A 17,079-nucleotide genomic window follows, 5' to 3' on the forward strand; every position below is an offset into this window, starting at 1 on the left:
TAGAGTTATTCACTTTCCAATTAGGTTAATACCCTCTTTCCTGCTTTGAGATGATGAGCTGATGAAATCAATCGCGCTATTTTTAATAAATTTAAAAAAAGTTAGATTGATTTATTTAAGATGTACTCTCTAAGCGTTAAACAATTGTTAAAAATGAAATGGATGAATAAGTACAGTCGTGACTTAAAACTAACAAAACTGCTCATAAGAGGTGATGAACATGCATTCAATGTGTTTTTTGATGAATACCACCCAAAATTATTCAGGTTTATCATGAGCCGGGTTAACCAAGACTATGATCTGGCAAATGATTTAGCTCAGGATACGCTGTGTAAAGCGTTGGACAAAATCAGCGATTACCGGGGTGAAGCGGCACTGTTTACTTGGATGTGTCAAATCAGCCGCAGCATGATTCATGCACATTTTATTAAAAACAACAGAAGAGCTAAGTTTGTACAGCCCATTGCAGATTCTGATGATATGAGACATATTTTAGAAAACATAGCCATGAGTGACCAAGACGAACCAGAGAAAATAACCATGAATCAACAGCTAAAACAAATCATTGAAGAAGTACTGGACCATTTGCCAGAAAATTATGGCAACATTCTGACTTGTAAATACATTGAACAATTAAGTGTGAATGAAATTGCTGAAAAATTTTCAATGACTCAAATCGCGGTCCAATCATCCCTTTCTAGGGCCAGAAAGTCATTTCAGCAAGTCATTTCAAAAATGCTTGATCACGATACCTTGAGAGATTTGTTATTGGAACAGAAGGCGCATAACCATGGATAAAAATCGCAATAAAGATCAATCGATAGACATTAAATCTTTACTGAAAAAAGTTGATTCGAGAACCACTCCCTCTGAAGAAATGTCTGTAGTTGCTAAAGAAAACGTCAGAAGGCATTGGCAACAAATGGTGGTTAAAAAGAAACAGCCCAACAAACAAAGGTATGTTTGGGCCATGGCTGCAAGTGTTGTATTTGCTGCGGTGCTAACTATATTCACTTTACAACAACAAGAGCCTATTCTGGTAGCTAAGCAAATTGCCAGCATCAGTGGTTTCAGTGGATCAGTTCAATTTAAAACTAAAGGTAAAGCCTGGCAGAGTTTAGCCATTGAAACTGAATTTAATGCAAACACAACAATAAAAACATCTGACTCGGGTTATTTGGCTTTGACACTGGCCGATCGCAGTGAACTCAGGGTAGACAACAACACCGAGTTAACCATCGATTCTGGCACAATTAATCTGATCAAAGGCAACATTTATCATGACACTGATGATGTGACTCAAACACTCCCCCTTCTTATCCAAACCAACCAGGGTATTGTTCAACATGTTGGGACAAGGTATGTTGTGAGCCAAAAAGCTGATCAACTTAATGTGGCAGTGCGAAATGGGAAAGTAAAATTCACTGCAACCAGTGATCAAAATAAGCAACACACCATTAACGCAAACCAATTATTGACATCTTCTGATGCCATGATTCAAGTTTCAGCAGTGAACCCATATGACAGCGTGTGGGGCTGGACCTTCAAGTCTCAAGCGAATTATCAATTAGATGGTAAATCATTGTATGAATTTGTTACGTGGTTTGCCCGCCAAACTGGGCTTGATGTTGACTGGAGTGGTCTACAATCCAATGCCAAAAGAATCAGATTGAGTGGCAATATAAAGAATATTTCGTCTGATCAGGCCATAAAAACAGTGTTTCTCTCTACTCAGTTGAACTACAACATCAACAATGGAGTATTGCAAATAACCACTGAATAATCATAAGATGTTTATTTTATATTTACCTTGATTTAATGACCAAAAAATTAAGCTGCTTGTGCTTATTGTTTCTGCTTGCTTCGTCCTATGAGGTAAAAGCAGAAATCAAGACCCTAAAGCAGTGGATTTTTGACTATAACCATGCGGGTTTTAACCTGTTTTACAGCAGTGACTATTTAAATCAGAGCACTTTAAATCAGCCACTGAGCATAGAAGAAGCAACGATACCTGCTTTTCGTAGCGCGATCAAAAACCTTAAGTTTGATTTACAAGCGGTTGACGGTACAACTGAAAATACATACGTCATTAAACCTCAAGCAGACAACAAAACTTCGGTATTCATCATCCATGCCTCAGATGCAGAATCTGACATGGCAATCAGTGGCTTTGAAGTCGTTGGTAATGAACAAAACCACACAAGCAGTAAAGGCAGCGTTTTCATTACAACCACTCGCCAAACTGATTTTTCGGTGAAAATAAAAGCCAAAGGTTATTACCCCACAGACATCCAGCTTTTAATCAACCCTAAAAAAACACAGATAATAAACACCCAGCTCACACGACTACCTTTGAGGCTCTCTGACATAAGGGTGTCTACCAGTTTGGTTAACTTTAATAACCAATCCAACAGCCAAACTTCCTTATCAAGACAAGACTTAGATAACAAATCGACTTTTAACCATGACCCGTTAAGGGCTGCTGAACGTTTGGCAGGCACCTCTTCCAATGGCATCAATGGCAAAGTACACACCCGCGGTGGTAATTTAAATGAGGCGCTGGTTTTACTTGATAACAGGGAATTGAGAAACCCCTACCACTTCAAAGACTTTTTTTCTTTATTTTCAACCATCAATGATACCGTGGTGGATTCAATTGATTTCTATAGTGGTGTGTTTCCGGCTGAATTCGGTGGGCGTCTGAGCAGTGTGGTTGACGTTCAAAGTAACCAATGGGCTGATTTACCCAATCATGAGGCTAACATGGGGTTTTTAAGCAGTTCATATACTTACAGGCATCATAATACTAACAAAGACAGGTATTACATGATGGCATTGAGAACCGGTGGTCAATTAATTGATAAGCATTTAATCAAAGATGTACCCATTAATCCAGAGTATGACGATGGCTACTTTAAAACATCTCAAATAATCAATGACCAATGGAGCATGTCGCAACATTTGCTGCTTTCGCGAGATGAAATAACAATTGACCAAGATGATGAAACTGCTCGGGCTGATTACCATGACCAGAATCTCTGGCTTCAGTGGCAGTATGATGACTTGCGGAATCATCTAATCAATTTTCAAGCCTATGCCAGTCGCCGACATGATCGTCGCTTAGGTAGCTTAAATGACACCAACACAGAAGCGTTCGTGGATGATGACATAGAGAGTACTTTTCAAGGTTTAAAATTCACCCACCAATGGCTTATCAGTCACAGCATCGTCTTTGATTACGGCGTTGATATAACAGCTGAGGAAACTCAAATTTCATCGTTCAGAAACATCAAACATGACAGTGATCTGGTCAACTTATTGGGCTTAAATGCTGAAGTCATTCAGTCGTTTCAATTTGAAGAACATGGTGTTGCCATCAAAAGTCATGCCAATGCCAGGTATCAAGCCAATGATAACTGGGTCATTGATTTGGGCGTGCATTATTTGAACCAAGAATGGGTCAGTGGTGGTGACTTGAGCCCTCGATTAAACATAGCTTATTTTCCTACCAGCCACACATCATGGCACGTTGGTCTGGGTCGTCACCAACAAGCACAACACATTGATGAACTGCTATTGGAAGACGCACAACCTCAGTATTTTCAACCAGCATCAGCCGACTTAGCAGTTTTTGAATTCAATCATCGATTCGCAAATCAGTGGCAATTCCTCAGTGAAATATATTATAAGAAATACAGCCAAACACACCCCTACTATGAAAATTTATTCAATGAACTTCATGTGTTACCAGATTTGTTTTATGACCGCATAAGACTCAACCCTGATGATGCCAAGGCTGCTGGGATTGAATTAACTTTGCAAGGAAAATACAGGCAATTAGAATGGTCATCGAGTTATGCCTACGGTGATGTGAAAGATCAATTTGAATCAAATCAAGTACCCAGAAGTTGGAATCAAAAAAATGCATTTAAATTCTATCTGGGTTTACCCATCAATCAATGGCGCCTGGATCTCAATGCAGATTATCATAATGGCTGGCCAACCACAATTGTCACTCAATCTGGTAACCAACTCATCATTGGCGAGCGCAACCAAGTCACTTTTGAAGACTTTTTTCAAATCAGTTTAAAACTCAACAAGACTTGGCAGTCAGATCTTGGCATGTGGAAATTTGAGTTACAACTTACCAATGCATTAAATACCAAAAACCCATGTTGTCGGGATTATTTTATTGAGACAGGTTCATTAACAGTTGAGGAAAAATATGGATTGCCAATTGTCCCTAACATGAGACTTGGACTTAGCTGGTGAATATTGTTACTTAAATATTCATCTTAATAAGCCATAACCTTTTAACTCAGAACACTTACGATATAAATAAATCACATTGGACTATTCAAATACGTTGGTTTAATCGTTCATGCCCAGATTTTAGCTTCAATCTATTCATTGGCAGCCTGTTGAAAAAACAACAAAATTTTGAAGGTAATGGCATTGAGTTTACTACTGAAGGTACATGGCTTGGAATACTGCCAGCGGTGCTCGTCTGCCAATAAAGCAGGCAGGCAAATCTGCTGGATGCCGCACTCATTCCAGCTGATTTTTTGTTCTTTCTTACAGGGGCTTTTTCCAAATTGGGATTTAAGTATACACGGATTAAAATATATGATTTTTAATAGCAGTCATATTTCACCAAAGTCTGAGATGGGTGAAACCCAATATTTAAGTTTGAACTGACTGTCCAGTTGTTTAAATGCCGTTAACAGCTCATCCAGCTCATGGGTCTTATGTATGATATCCAGGCGGTAAAAATTTTTATAACCCTCGACTTGTTCTCTGATGTCATATTTTGCGTGCTTTCGACTGTAACCGAACACTTGGCTCATTGTAAAACCAGTAATTATGTTTGAATTAAGAACGATATCAACAGCATCGTCTTTAATTGACTTATTAATGATTATGGAAAACAGTTGAAAATCACTCACGCGTTATCCCCTCGAGTTTGTAATAAAGAATAGGTAATAAATATAAGGTTGCCAGTGTTGAAGTGAATAGCCCACCGATAACTACAATAGCAAGCGGCTTTTGAATCTCAGCGCCAGGTCCTGATGCTGCCACCAAAGGCATTAAGCCAAACATGGCTGTGGTGGCTGTCATTAATATGGGACGTAACCTGTCCCCTGCTGCATTCGATATTAACCGAGTTAAATTCAGGCTTTTGTATTTAACAGATTCGAAATGAGAAAGCATAACCACACCATTGAGGACAGATACCCCAATCAATGCAATGAATCCAATGGATGCTGGAACTGATACATATTCTCCACTGAAAAATAAGCCAAAAACACCACCCATCAGCGCAAAAGGTATATTGACAATGATCAAACTGGATTTGGCCAAAGATTTAAAGGTGGTAAATAAAATTAAAACAATTAAAAACAAAACCAAAGGAATGACGGTCATCAAGTTTCTTGTGGCTCTGATTTGATTTTCAAACTCTCCACCGAATTCAATGTAGTAACCACTTGGAAGTGACACATCATTGGCTATGTTTTTCTGTAACTCCTCAACAAAACCCACCATGTCACGTCCAACCACATTGCTCGCAACCACAGCAAAACGTTCGGCATCTTCTCGCTCAATAACAGCCGGCCCCTGAGACAATGAAACCTCCGCAACATCAGATAATTTTAAAGTTGTGTTGTCGGGCATTTGTAATGGTATTTGTTTTAGACCTTCGATGGATGATATGCCACCGTTTTTTGCTATGCCCGAAAACATAAAGGGGGTTTTAACTTTGCCGTTAATGACTTCTGCCGCTTTAAAACCATTCACTTGAATATTTAAATAGTGAGATAGCTCTGAGACACTCAAGTTAAACTCACTGGCTAACTCAGGCTTTAATTTGACGTTAAGAAAATCACCACCTTCAATTAAAGTGGTTTGAACATCTTGGCTGCCTTGGGTGATTTTAACAACGTCAGCTATGTTTTGTGCTAACTCAGCCAGGAGGTTAACGTCTGACCCAAAAACTTTTGCGGTAACTGCTCCTGATGATCCTGTGAGCATTTCTGATACGCGCATTTGGATGGGTTGTGTGAAACCGAAATTAATTCCCGGGTATTGAATCAGTATTTCACGGATTTTATCTTCAATTTCTTGTTTTGAAGAAACTTGCCATTCAGCTTTTGGTCGCAGCTCCATAAACACATCAGTTTCATTTAAACTCATGGGATCTAACCCCAGTTCATCCGAGCCAACCCTTGCAACAATTTGTTTTATTTCGGACACATTGGATAACAAAGCTGTTTCAATTTGTTGGTCTAATTTCACCGATTCCTCAAGTGAAATTGTTGGTGATTTTTCCAGTTGTACAATGATATCGCCCTCATCAAGCACTGGCATAAATGTTTTACCTAAGAACATATAAACCAAACCACTTAGAACCAATAAAATGATAAAGATGATTATCGGAATCATTGGGGCTGCCAATGTATTTTCGAGCGTTTTTGCATAAGACGATTGCAAACGCAGTAAATATTTTGGTGTGTTAGCAACCCTATTCTTGATAATTAATGAAGCAAGCACCGGTATGACCGTCAGTGAAATAACCAATGCAGCGCACATAGCAAATACGATGGTTACTGCCACCGGTGAAAATAACTTCCCCTCCAGCCCAGTTAAACTCAATAAAGGTACGAAAACCATAATAACGATGATGGTTCCAGAAAAAACCGGTGCTGCAATCGACTTAGTGGCTCTGTACATCAGGTGTAATCGAGGTAAGTTGGCGTTTTTGCTCAATTGGGAAACGATGTTTTCTACTACCACCACAGAAGAGTCAACAATCATACCTATGGCTATAACCAAACCACCTAGGCTCATTAAATTTGCCGATAAACCAAATTGATACATCAGGAAAAAGGTAATAAGCACAGCAATAGGTATTGAAGTTGAGACCACCAATGCAGCACGCATGTTGCCTAGAAATATGGTCAGTAAAACTATCACCAAAATGATGGCTTGAAACAATGCATTGGTAATCGTGCCAACCGCAGTTTCAATCAGATTTTTCCGGTTGTAAAAAACATTTAATTGGGTCTGCTCGGGTAAGGTCATTTCTATTTGTCTGAGCTTTTCTTGAACAGCATCAATGACTGAAGATGTATTGGCGTTTTTCAGTGTTACCACGAGTGCTTGAGCGGTTTCTTCGCCATCCTTTGTCACTGCTCCATACCTGACTAAGCTGTTGTATGAGATTTCGCCCAAATCCTTAAGGCGGTATATGGCTCCTGAGTCATTCTTGATTACTGTAGCGGCAACATCTTCAATGGATTGGTAGCGTCCCTCAGTTCGTATGATTAATGACTCAACACCCACATCAATGCGACCAACACTGCCGTTTATATTGACACTTTTTATGACATTGTGAACTTCATCAATACCAATTTGAGCATGCGCCATGGCGATGTGATCAGGTTCAAATTGAATGGTTTTTGTTTCTCCACCTAAGATATTAACGTCTGCCACCCCTGCCACGGTTCTCAGTAAAGGACGTATTTGCCAATCCAAGATATGCTTTCTCTCTGTGAGTGAAAGCGAGGGGTTTTCGATGGTAAACATGAACATTTCGCTCAATGGTGAACTCATTGGTGCCAACCCACCTTCAATACCCAAAGGAAGTTGATCCCATATACTCAACAACCGTTCGTTTACTTGTTGTCGGGCCCAATAAATATCAGTTTTGTTAATGAAGTCTATGGTAATGGAGGTAATGGCATACTTGGTGGTTGAGCGCAAAATGTCCTTATTAGGGATGCCTAACAGTTCAGTTTCAATAACACTGGTGATTTGAGACTCAATTTCCTCTGCTGTCATGCCTGGCGCTTTGATAATGACATTAACTTGTGTGGTAGAGATATCAGGAAAAGCATCAATAGGTATTTGTTTCCAAGCATAAAAGCCCAGAACAAGAAAAACCCCAAGAATGACTGAAAGAAAAAGTCGTTGTGTCAGTGAAAATTGAATGACTTTATCTAACATCTATTCACCTCCAAGGCCCATCAAAACACCTTGAACAGCTGCCACAGAAGTAAAAAGCACTCGACTGTTATCAAGAGTACTGGTCGACGTAACGATGTAATAATTTGCTTCAGCACCTTTTATTGTAATGGGTGTAACTATCAGCTCCTCTGCTTTTTTCACCAGGATATAAGTGGCTCTTTTGATTGAAAGTACACTGGATTTTGGAACTTGATAGGCTGCAACAGTTTGGTACGGGGTCACTCTGAGAATTTGACCATATTTAAGTTCACAATCATCAGCCAAAGGTTTGCTCCAAACCTCTTGAAAGTATCCCATGGATGTTTGGCTGACAACATCAATTTCGATATGACAACCACCAGCCTCAAAGTAGATTAATTGTTCAGCTTCAGCTGAACCAATATAAGCCCGCAAACGAACAGATGCTTTGGGCAGAATTTGCCCCAAGTCTGATTCATCAGCAAGTTTATTGACTGGTTCAGAATTGAGATAGTAACCATCAATTGGGGCCTTAATAAGAATGACGTCAACGTCAGGTGATGAATGGATAAGCTCACTGAAATGCTGATAATGGCCAAATTCATCTCTGCTTCTGAAATAATTCTCTGATATGACTGCCCATTTATCATTGCTGATACTTTTTTCATTGAACAGTTTTAAATTTGAATCGTAGCGTTTCTTGGCTAGGCTGAATAGTGATTTGGCTGAATCATATTTTTCTAAAAAGTGATGAACTTCACTGCCAGACAATTTCAGAATTGCTGTCCCAGCATCAACAAACTCACCATTATTAACTAATACCTCATGGCTTTGTGGTTTGAATGGCGCAATAAGTTGAAACGCTTCACCACTTTTATGAGAAATTTTGGCTTTAACCAAAGGTAAATTTAAGCTACTGACTGTAGAAATTTCTGCATATTCTAATGCCAATTGGCCTAAGTCTTCTGTTTTGATGACTGTATCAGCACTCACTGATAGACATAAAAAGGTCAGCGCCAATAACATCATAGTGTTCTTATTCATAAAGGGACTCCAGCCAATTGGTTTTGTCTTGATATGTTTTGTTTGAGGTATATTTCATTTAATTCAACTTGTTGTGTTAAGCCAATCAGTTCAGCCATACGCAGGTAATAGAGATCTTGGTTCATTTCATTGGTATTTTTTAGGCGTTCTAGCATGGAGAATATCTGCTCGGTTTTTTCTGACTGTTGCTGCAAAAGACTATGCTTACTCATCAGGAATGACTGCTCATTCTTCAACTTTATCAATTCAAGTGAAAAAATGCGTTTAAAGTTCATCAGCTGGACTGATAACTCATTTTGCTCTTGTAACCATGAGGCTCGTTCGGCTTGCGATTTATGCTTGCCAGAACCCAAAGGTAACTCAAAAGCCACGCCATATTGTCTGTCGTTGAAATCATTGGTTTTTATATCAATGGCACTTAACGAGACGTTAATCGGCTGATTGGCTTTACCGGTCAGTTCGTATAACAATGAAGATTGCTCAAGAGCCAACTGTAATTGCAAGACAGATGGATGTTCGTTCAGGTTTGAATCGTTAGTGGTGGTGAAAATCTCTTCATGAAACCCATCAGGAATAACTTTTACGCCGGTAATTTGCTGGAATTGCTTGAGCCTCAAGTCAACCTCTTGGTCTAAATCAATGATCATCAGTTTTACTTGAATCACCTGACTCTCAACACTCAATAAACTTAAATGCGCCCCTCCGGAACTTAATAATTTGCTCAACAATGCCTTTTGTTTATTCAGCCACGTCAGTTTCTGGTGTTCAATCGCTCTTTTTTTATGAGCTATTTGATATTGCCATACGATCTCGCGAATCAAACCTGAGACAAATAATCGCTTTTGTAGATGATTGGCGGACTCATAAAGTTTTTGAACATTAATTAACTGCTCATCCAATTTTTTTCGTGTTGGTGACTTAAATGGCAAATTAATACTCAACTCATACTCATCTGAACCCAGATTTTCTGTGCTGCTTAACACAGAAAATTGTGTTGTTGGTAATCCAACTAACCAGTCTGAGACCACATTCAAATCTGTTTCGCTGTTGAATCTGTTGTCGTCCAAACGCGCTAAGCTTTGAGTGATTAATTTTTCAGTAGCTGTTTTATTTGACTGTTTATCACTGCTTAATTCGCTTGTGCTTATGGTCGTTTTTTGGGTGTTGTTATTTTTAACAATTTTGTCTTCACCAGCCAATATGCCAGAAGGTGATAACATTACAGTTACTGTGATTATGATGATTTTTATTTTCATGTTTATTCTCATTGATGGTTTACCTTTATTGAAGTGAAACGGAGTTCAATGAATTATTCAGTTGAAAATAATTTAGCTATTTGAAATCCGCCAATCATGAATAGAATAAAAACAGCTGCATCAATGGAGTTATAACTCAGGTTGGCTAAAGCTGGTCCTGGGCAATAGCCGCTGCTGCCCCACCCCAGCCCAAATATCGCTGAACCTACCAGTAACCTTCTGTTAATCAGTGAGTTACTGGGAATTTGGAACTTACTATCGAGAATTGGCTGCTCATTTTTTAATATCAGCGGGTAACCAATACCAACGGTAATCACAGCACCCACCATAACGTACAATAAAGTGGGATCCCATTCACCAAACCAGTCCAGAAAACCGATCACTTTTTCAGGATTAGTCATCCCTGAAATGATCAAACCTAGTCCAAAAATTAAACCTGTTATGAATGAAACCAATAATTTCATAAGCTTGCAACCTGATTAACAATGAATACAGCCAAAGCACCAAAGGTGATGAATGTCACAGTGGCAGCAATCGACCTGACTGACAGTCTTGCTGTGCCACACACGCCATGGCCGCTGGTACAACCATTAGAAAGGTAAGTGCCGATACCAACCAATAAGCCAGATACAGCCAAAATCACCAATGAAAAACCTTCTCGAGCAATCAGTTGAGAAGGAAAAATCAGCTTGATAAACAATGAACTGACTATGATGCCAAGAATGAACATCATGCGCCAATACCGCTCATAACCTTGCTCCCAGATTAAACCTTTGAACATGCCGCTGATACCAGCTATCCTGCCTTTGAATAACATCAACAGCAGTGCTGATAAGCCGATGGTGACCCCACCCAATAATGGGATAATGATTTCATGCAACATACTACTGCTCTGCTTGGTTGTTTTTAATCGGCATATCTACAACCCAAATGCCTCTTAATTCATTGGACTGATAACCTGTCGCTAAGTCATTGGGGTATAGTTTTTTCAATTGGCCTAAGGTGTCGGCCTTGATGTCTTGCGTTGGCTTACCATGGCATTGCAAACACATTTGATTGGTGGTGATTGGGTAGTAGCCTGTCACTGTGTTGTCAGATTGTGTGATTTGCGGTTGCAGCGGCTTTCCAGCCTGCAACAATGCTTTTGACATGTTGATGTAATCCAGTTCATCCGCATTGGCAATATTATTGGGGTTTCTGTTTTGGTCAGAGACGCGTTTGATGCTGACTCCAGCATCCTTGAGGGTGTTGTTGGTCAGGGTAATGGCTTGTTCGTTACAAAATTCAACAGCGCCTGCTGTGCCTTTGTTATTGATGGCGGTCAGTAAATTTTTTCCCAGCTCACCCTTTACTTGGCTTACATACTTTTTACCCAAATCCAGATAACTGATTGATTGTTTTTGTGTATACTTTTTGTATTTTTTAGCTTCATTTTTGTGATGCTCATCAAACCAACGCGGTTTTTCTAATGGTGTATGGTAAATGTACGTGCCTACAGCCAAAACCTGTTGTTCAGTTAAATTGAGGTTGGGCATCAAACCAAACTTCTCAATCGCCCCAGGCATCTTCGCGTGTTTTTCATCGGGCGCCAATAAGAAGCCTTTTAAATCTGCAATAAACTGATCAGCCGATAAACCGGGCCTGATGTAGTGTTTTTTAACCGCAAACATAGGTGGTGCAATGCGCTGTGTTTGACTGCCTCTGGGTGAATGACAGTTAAGGCAGTTGGTTTGTAATATTTCTAAGCCTTCAGCCATCAACTCATTTTTAGCCAATAAGTCATCTTGACTTGAATTTTCAGATGAAACTGAGTTATGAAAAAGACTCAAACAAGTTATTAAAACCAATACGTATGTGTTTTTAATCATGACAGTTCCTCACTTTTGATCAAATTTAGTTTTCACAGTTTTACTCATTTGTGGTTGTGCTAACCACTCTCTGCCCTTCAACATGGCTTTCCAATAAATAGGAGGTAATAGTTTTTCTTTAAGAAACCAGGAAATTCTGCTGGGCTTTGTGCCATCAACAATAAACTTTGGAAAGCTGGGTAAAAGCTTGCCCCCATAGCCAAACTCTGCCAAAACAATTTTGCCTTTCTCTACTGTCAATGGGCATGAACCATAACCATCATAGATAGCTCTTCTGTTATTCAATCCCATGTCACTCAATAAATTATTAGCAACCACGGGAGCTTGCTTTCTTGCAGCTGCAGCCGTCTTTGCATTGGGTGCGTTCATGACATCTCCCAAACTATAGATGTTGTGGTATTTTTTATGCCTGAGGGTACTCTGGTCTACATCTATCCAACCATTTTCATCAACCAGCGGACTGGATTTGATAAAGTCGGGCGCAGTCTGTGGTGGACAAACATGCAGCATATCAAATTGCTTTTCAACCACCTCGCCTTGAGGGTTTGTGAACCATGCTGTTTGAGCCTCACCATCGACTTTAACCAAGTTATGAGAAAAATTTAAGGCAGCTTGGTACCTGTCTACATATTTCATCAGTGCAGGTACATAAGAATCGACACCAAACAAAACTGGACCGGCATTATAAAATTCAACATCGATGTCATTGATTAAGTGATTGCGATACCAATAATCACTGGACAAGTACATGGCTTTTTGCGGCGCTCCAGCACATTTAATTGGCATAGGAGGTTGGGTAAATATGGCCTTACCTGACTTGAGACTTTTTACCAAGTCCCATGTATAAGGCGCCAAATCAAAACGATAATTTGAAGTGACGCCGTTCTTACCTAAAGTGTTTGTTAAACCTTCAATGCTTTCCCAGTCTAGTTTTAAACCAGGACAGACAATCAAATGTTCATACTTGACAACTTTACAACCAGACAGAATCAGGCTGTTATTTTCAGGTTCAAAAGCAGCAACAGCCTCCTTCAACCATTTGATTCCTGGAGGAATCAATGAAGCCATGGTCTTTACGGTTTGTTCCTGACTAAAAATACCGCCACCAACCATGGTCCAACCTGGCTGATAGTAGTGTATGTCCGCTGGGTCTATGATAATAATATCCAGCTCAGTGTGTCGTTTAGCCAGACTGGAAGCAACAGCAATTCCAGCTGCACCTGCACCGACGATAGCAACCTGACAAACGAGGTCAGGGGTATCCAACGGTATTTCACCGCCATTCGCAATCCGGCGAACCACACCAGACATGTCATAACCAGCGGCCTTTGTCAGTTCGATGATCTCTGGGATACTTTTGTGTTTGGCTTGGCTCAGTGACCACAAAGTGGTTGAACGCGTGCCAGTACGGCAATAAGCCAAAACTGGTCCGGGTAAAGAATTTGTATAATGTTCAAATTGTTCAATGTCTTCAGTGGTTATGGATCCAGTGTTATTTATTGGCTGGTATATAAAATCAATGCCCAAGGCTTTGGCAGCTGCTGAAATTTCAGAGTGATTGGGTTGGTCACTGTCTTCACCATCGGGCCTGTTGCAAATGATTGATTTAAAACCTGCCGCTTGAATGGCAGTTATATCACTTGAGGAAATTTGTGGGGAAGCCGATACTTGCTCTGTTATGTGGTTTAATTTCATGGTCTTATAGCACGTTCACTGGAATGGTTAGGTATTGAATACCATTGGCAGATTTAGGTCCAAAACTACCTAATCTCATGTTGGTTTGTAATGATGGTAATATAAGTTTAGGCACTGCAAGGGTTTTGTCGCGCGCCTCTCTCATAGCAACAAACTCCTCAAGGGTGGTGTTTTCTTTGAGCATTTTATTATTGGCTTTCTGCTCACCAACCGTGGTCATTGATATAGGCTGTTGATCATCACCTGGGTAGTCATGACAAAGGTAAACTTTGGTCTCATCTGGAAGTTGATACATCTTTTGTATTGATTCATATAAATCACGGGCACTGCCACCAGGAAAATCAACCCGTGCAGTTCCCATTCTGGGTGCGAACAAGGTATCTCCAACGAAAATAGCATCTTCAATATGATATGTTGAGCAGGCTGGTGTATGGCCTGGGGTGTGAAAAATTTCAGCCCTCAAATTACCAATTTTGAAACTTTCATTGTCATCAAATAATTGATCAAATTGTTCACCGGTGATTGGGGTTTCGTCCGATTGATTGAACAGCGGCACCCACATTTTCAGTACATCTTTGATACCAGTGCCTATGGCAGTTTTACCACCCACATGCTCTTTCAAGTAAAAAGCAGCAGTGATGTGATCGGCGTGAATATGGGTTTCAAGTATCCATTGGTTGGTCAATTGATGCGTTTTGATATACTCAATCACTGCATCAGCACTGTCTGTGGTAAATTTAGCTGCATCTTGATCATAATCAAGTACAGAGTCGATGATGGCACAATGTTTGGTGTCTTCATCAATAACGATGTGAGTAAAAGTCGCTGTTTGTTTATCATAAAAAGTTTTAACTTTCATATAACGCTCCATTAAATGAGTTCTTTGAATAAGATCACTGCTGCTATTATCAGCGTGAAGTAGGCAAATATTTTTTGTAGCTTGTCACCATCTATGTCTTTGGCGATAACCGTGGCTATCCACATACCAGCTATGGTTGCAGCGAAGAAATACATCAGCATGGGTAACTGAAAGGCTATTCCAGATTGGATATCACCAATAAAACCAATCAATGATTTCAAAGCAATGATAAGTAAAGAAGCGCCCACTGCGCGCTTCATTGGCATCCCCATCAAGAGTACCAAAGCAGGGATAATCAAAAATCCGCCGCCAGCTCCCAGTATCCCAGTTGCTATCCCAACAATGGCACCCTCAATAATCACCAAAAAGTAATGATGCTCACCATTTTTAGGTTTTAAATCAGTTGAATTTCTGAGCATCATCACGGCTGCCAGTACCATAAGCACAGCGAAAAACACCATAATGGCCAAATCTTTACTGACTACAAATGGTTCAGAGATAATGGGATCAGGAATGGCTGGCATGATGAAGGCTCTGGTAATATAAACAGCCACAATGGATGGCACAGCAAATAACAAAGCTGGTTTGACGTCAATTAAGCCTTGCTTGAAGTATCTGAATGCACCAAAAAGCGCCACAGAACCGACTATTAGTAATGAGTAACCGGTGGCAACCACTGGACTGACACCCATCATATAAACCAGAATAGGCACTGTCAGTATTGATCCCCCACCGCCGATGCTTCCCAATGTCAGGCCCATCACAAAGGCTGCTATGTATCCAAAAATTTCTATCATAATTATTAGCTTTTACCTTAAAATCCTTGTATTAACATTTATTCATATAATAAAATGCTCATATTAGGTATTTATTATATTAGATATATCTTAATTGTAAAGAGGTAATTATGAATGACATCGAATTTATGCAACACAGGGCTGAGGAAGTGGCCTCATTAATGAAATGTTTTGCAAATCCATCCAGAATTATGATTTTTTGCCAACTGTCACAGGGTGAAAAGAATGTCACAAGCTTGATTGAATCAACTGGGCTCTCACAAACCGCAGTTTCACAACACTTAAAAAAACTAAAAGAAGAAGGAGTGATTGATTTCAGACGCGAACACAGAGAACTGTTTTATTCAATCACCAGTGCAGATGTCCTAAAAATTATGGATTCACTGTATGATATTTATTGTTTTGAATTTGATCAATGCAATGGACTATCCATACTCAAGAATAACAATAAAACCACCAACCCAATTAAATTTGATCCCGGAAAAAAAGATTGACTTCAGAAATGAATCAGGTTTTGTTTGTAACAATATAGTTTGTCTGTGTTTTTACATTGAAGCGCTGCCCTGTTCTTTATCTTGATATTGTCAGACACTAACTTCTACTTTTAATGCATCTGAAGCCAAAAGTTTTCAAAAGAGAATGAATTGATATGAATCACTAAAACAGCGCAATGATTGTATTTATAGCTATTACAGATACAGAGAGCCTTTCCATGCTTTCGCTAATGATTAACATGATTAAAAAAATACAGAAAAATTAAAGGTTACCTAATGATTCTCACTCTATTCATTCGATACATTGAAAAAGGTTAAATCGATTTATTTTTAACACATAAAAAAGCCCAATCTAAAAATTGGGCTTTTTATGTATTAACTGATTTGCTTTATATTTGTTTTTTACAAAAATACCAATCTACAGCCTCTTTTTCATTGATAAGTCGCTCTTCTACTGCTTGCATATCTTTAGGTGGCGGAATAATAACATCATCACCAGGCTGCCAACCTTCAGGCGTTGCCACACTGTTTGTATCTGAAGTTTTTAACGCTCTTAATACCCTCAGGAACTCTGGAATAGATCGACCATTAGTCATTGGATAATAAACCATGGCTCTTAAGATGCCTTCAGGGTCTATGATGAATGTGGCCCTGACTGCTGATGTATCTGCTGCTCCAGGATGAATCATTCCATATGCTTTTGCTACATTCATAGATAAGTCTTCAATGATTGGGAATTGTATTTCAACACCAAATTTTTCTTTGATATTTCTTACCCATGCAACATGACTGTAGTAACTGTCTATCGATAACCCCAATAATTCAGCACCTTCTTTTTTAAACTTATCAAAATGCTTTGCAAAGGCGATAAATTCCGTAGTGCATACTGGAGTAAAGTCTGCAGGGTGCGAAAATAAGATTAACCATTTTCCCTTGTAATCTCCAAGTTCCACTTGACCATGAGTCGTTCTGGCTTTGAAGTTTGGAGCTGGCTTATTCAGTTGCGGGAATTGAATTAGTTCTTGGTTTGTATGTTCCATAAGTATTCTCGTTATTAAGTAATGCTATTATATTAGTTTATTC

15 protein-coding genes are annotated in these 17,079 nt (G+C 39.4%); 4 read left to right on the plus strand and 11 right to left on the minus strand.

The features are described 5' to 3' along the window. Positions 1-153 precede the first annotated feature (153 nt). The 3 genes from QNI24_RS12710 to QNI24_RS12720 are packed head-to-tail and all read left to right on the plus strand — an operon-like array spanning position 154 to position 4,272. Positions 154-798 (plus strand): RNA polymerase sigma factor, encoded by a 645-nt coding sequence (locus QNI24_RS12710; protein ID WP_283708733.1) that lies wholly within the window; start codon positions 154-156, stop codon positions 796-798. Next, positions 791-1,783, plus strand: a complete 993-nt coding sequence (locus tag QNI24_RS12715) for a FecR family protein (RefSeq protein ID WP_267176668.1) — start codon at positions 791-793, stop codon at positions 1,781-1,783. The genes QNI24_RS12710 and QNI24_RS12715 overlap by 8 nt, the downstream gene beginning before the upstream one ends. 35 nt (positions 1,784-1,818) lie before the next feature. Further along, positions 1,819-4,272 (plus strand): TonB-dependent receptor plug domain-containing protein, encoded by a 2,454-nt coding sequence (locus QNI24_RS12720; RefSeq protein WP_267176667.1) that lies wholly within the window; start codon positions 1,819-1,821, stop codon positions 4,270-4,272. Between the two features lie 371 nt (positions 4,273-4,643). On the opposite strand, the gene QNI24_RS12725 is transcribed toward QNI24_RS12720, so the two are convergent. From QNI24_RS12725 to QNI24_RS12770, 10 genes are read right to left on the minus strand one after another with little or no spacing between them, the layout of a single operon-like run. After that, complete coding sequence (locus tag QNI24_RS12725) at positions 4,644-4,946, minus strand: DUF3240 family protein (protein WP_267176666.1); 303 nt, start codon at positions 4,944-4,946, stop codon at positions 4,644-4,646. After that, a complete protein-coding gene (locus QNI24_RS12730; RefSeq protein WP_267176665.1) occupies positions 4,939-8,004 on the minus strand; it encodes an efflux RND transporter permease subunit in 3,066 nt (1,021 codons plus the stop codon). The genes QNI24_RS12725 and QNI24_RS12730 overlap by 8 nt, the downstream gene beginning before the upstream one ends. Further along, positions 8,005-9,027, minus strand: coding sequence for a hypothetical protein (locus QNI24_RS12735; RefSeq protein ID WP_267176664.1), 1,023 nt, complete (start codon positions 9,025-9,027; stop codon positions 8,005-8,007). After that, on the minus strand, positions 9,024-10,283 hold the full coding sequence (locus tag QNI24_RS12740) for a TolC family protein (protein WP_267176663.1): 1,260 nt from the start codon (positions 10,281-10,283) through the stop codon (positions 9,024-9,026). Before QNI24_RS12740 ends, QNI24_RS12735 begins: the two co-directional genes overlap by 4 nt. 53 nt (positions 10,284-10,336) lie before the next feature. Then, positions 10,337-10,747 carry a DUF6691 family protein gene (locus QNI24_RS12745; protein WP_283708734.1) on the minus strand — a complete coding sequence of 137 codons (411 nt, stop codon included), beginning with the start codon at positions 10,745-10,747 and terminating at the stop codon, positions 10,337-10,339. After that, a complete protein-coding gene (locus QNI24_RS12750) occupies positions 10,744-11,166 on the minus strand; it encodes a YeeE/YedE family protein (protein ID WP_267176661.1) in 423 nt (140 codons plus the stop codon). The genes QNI24_RS12745 and QNI24_RS12750 overlap by 4 nt, the downstream gene beginning before the upstream one ends. A gap of 1 nt (position 11,167) precedes the next feature. Continuing rightward, entirely contained in the window at positions 11,168-12,151 is a 984-nt protein-coding gene (locus QNI24_RS12755) for a c-type heme family protein (protein ID WP_267176660.1), read from the minus strand. 9 nt (positions 12,152-12,160) lie between these two features. Next, complete coding sequence (locus tag QNI24_RS12760) at positions 12,161-13,846, minus strand: bifunctional protein tyrosine phosphatase family protein/NAD(P)/FAD-dependent oxidoreductase (protein WP_267176659.1); 1,686 nt, start codon at positions 13,844-13,846, stop codon at positions 12,161-12,163. 4 nt (positions 13,847-13,850) lie between these two features. Further along, positions 13,851-14,705: an MBL fold metallo-hydrolase gene (locus QNI24_RS12765; protein WP_267176658.1), complete on the minus strand. Its 855-nt coding sequence runs from the start codon at positions 14,703-14,705 to the stop codon at positions 13,851-13,853. An 11-nt stretch (positions 14,706-14,716) separates the two neighbouring features. Further along, positions 14,717-15,502, minus strand: coding sequence for a sulfite exporter TauE/SafE family protein (locus QNI24_RS12770; protein WP_267176657.1), 786 nt, complete (start codon positions 15,500-15,502; stop codon positions 14,717-14,719). Between the two features lie 110 nt (positions 15,503-15,612). Between QNI24_RS12770 and QNI24_RS12775 the strand changes: the two genes are divergently transcribed. Beyond that, positions 15,613-15,996, plus strand: coding sequence for an ArsR/SmtB family transcription factor (locus QNI24_RS12775; protein WP_267176656.1), 384 nt, complete (start codon positions 15,613-15,615; stop codon positions 15,994-15,996). Positions 15,997-16,385: 389 nt separating this feature from the next. Here the strand turns inward: QNI24_RS12775 and QNI24_RS12780 are convergent, their stop codons facing one another. Beyond that, positions 16,386-17,036 (minus strand): peroxiredoxin, encoded by a 651-nt coding sequence (locus QNI24_RS12780; RefSeq protein ID WP_267176655.1) that lies wholly within the window; start codon positions 17,034-17,036, stop codon positions 16,386-16,388. Between the last annotated feature and the right edge of the window lie 43 nt (positions 17,037-17,079).

This window comes from Marinicella marina (genome assembly GCF_030065545.1).
Classification (GTDB): Bacteria; Pseudomonadota; Gammaproteobacteria; order Xanthomonadales; family Marinicellaceae; genus Marinicella; species Marinicella marina.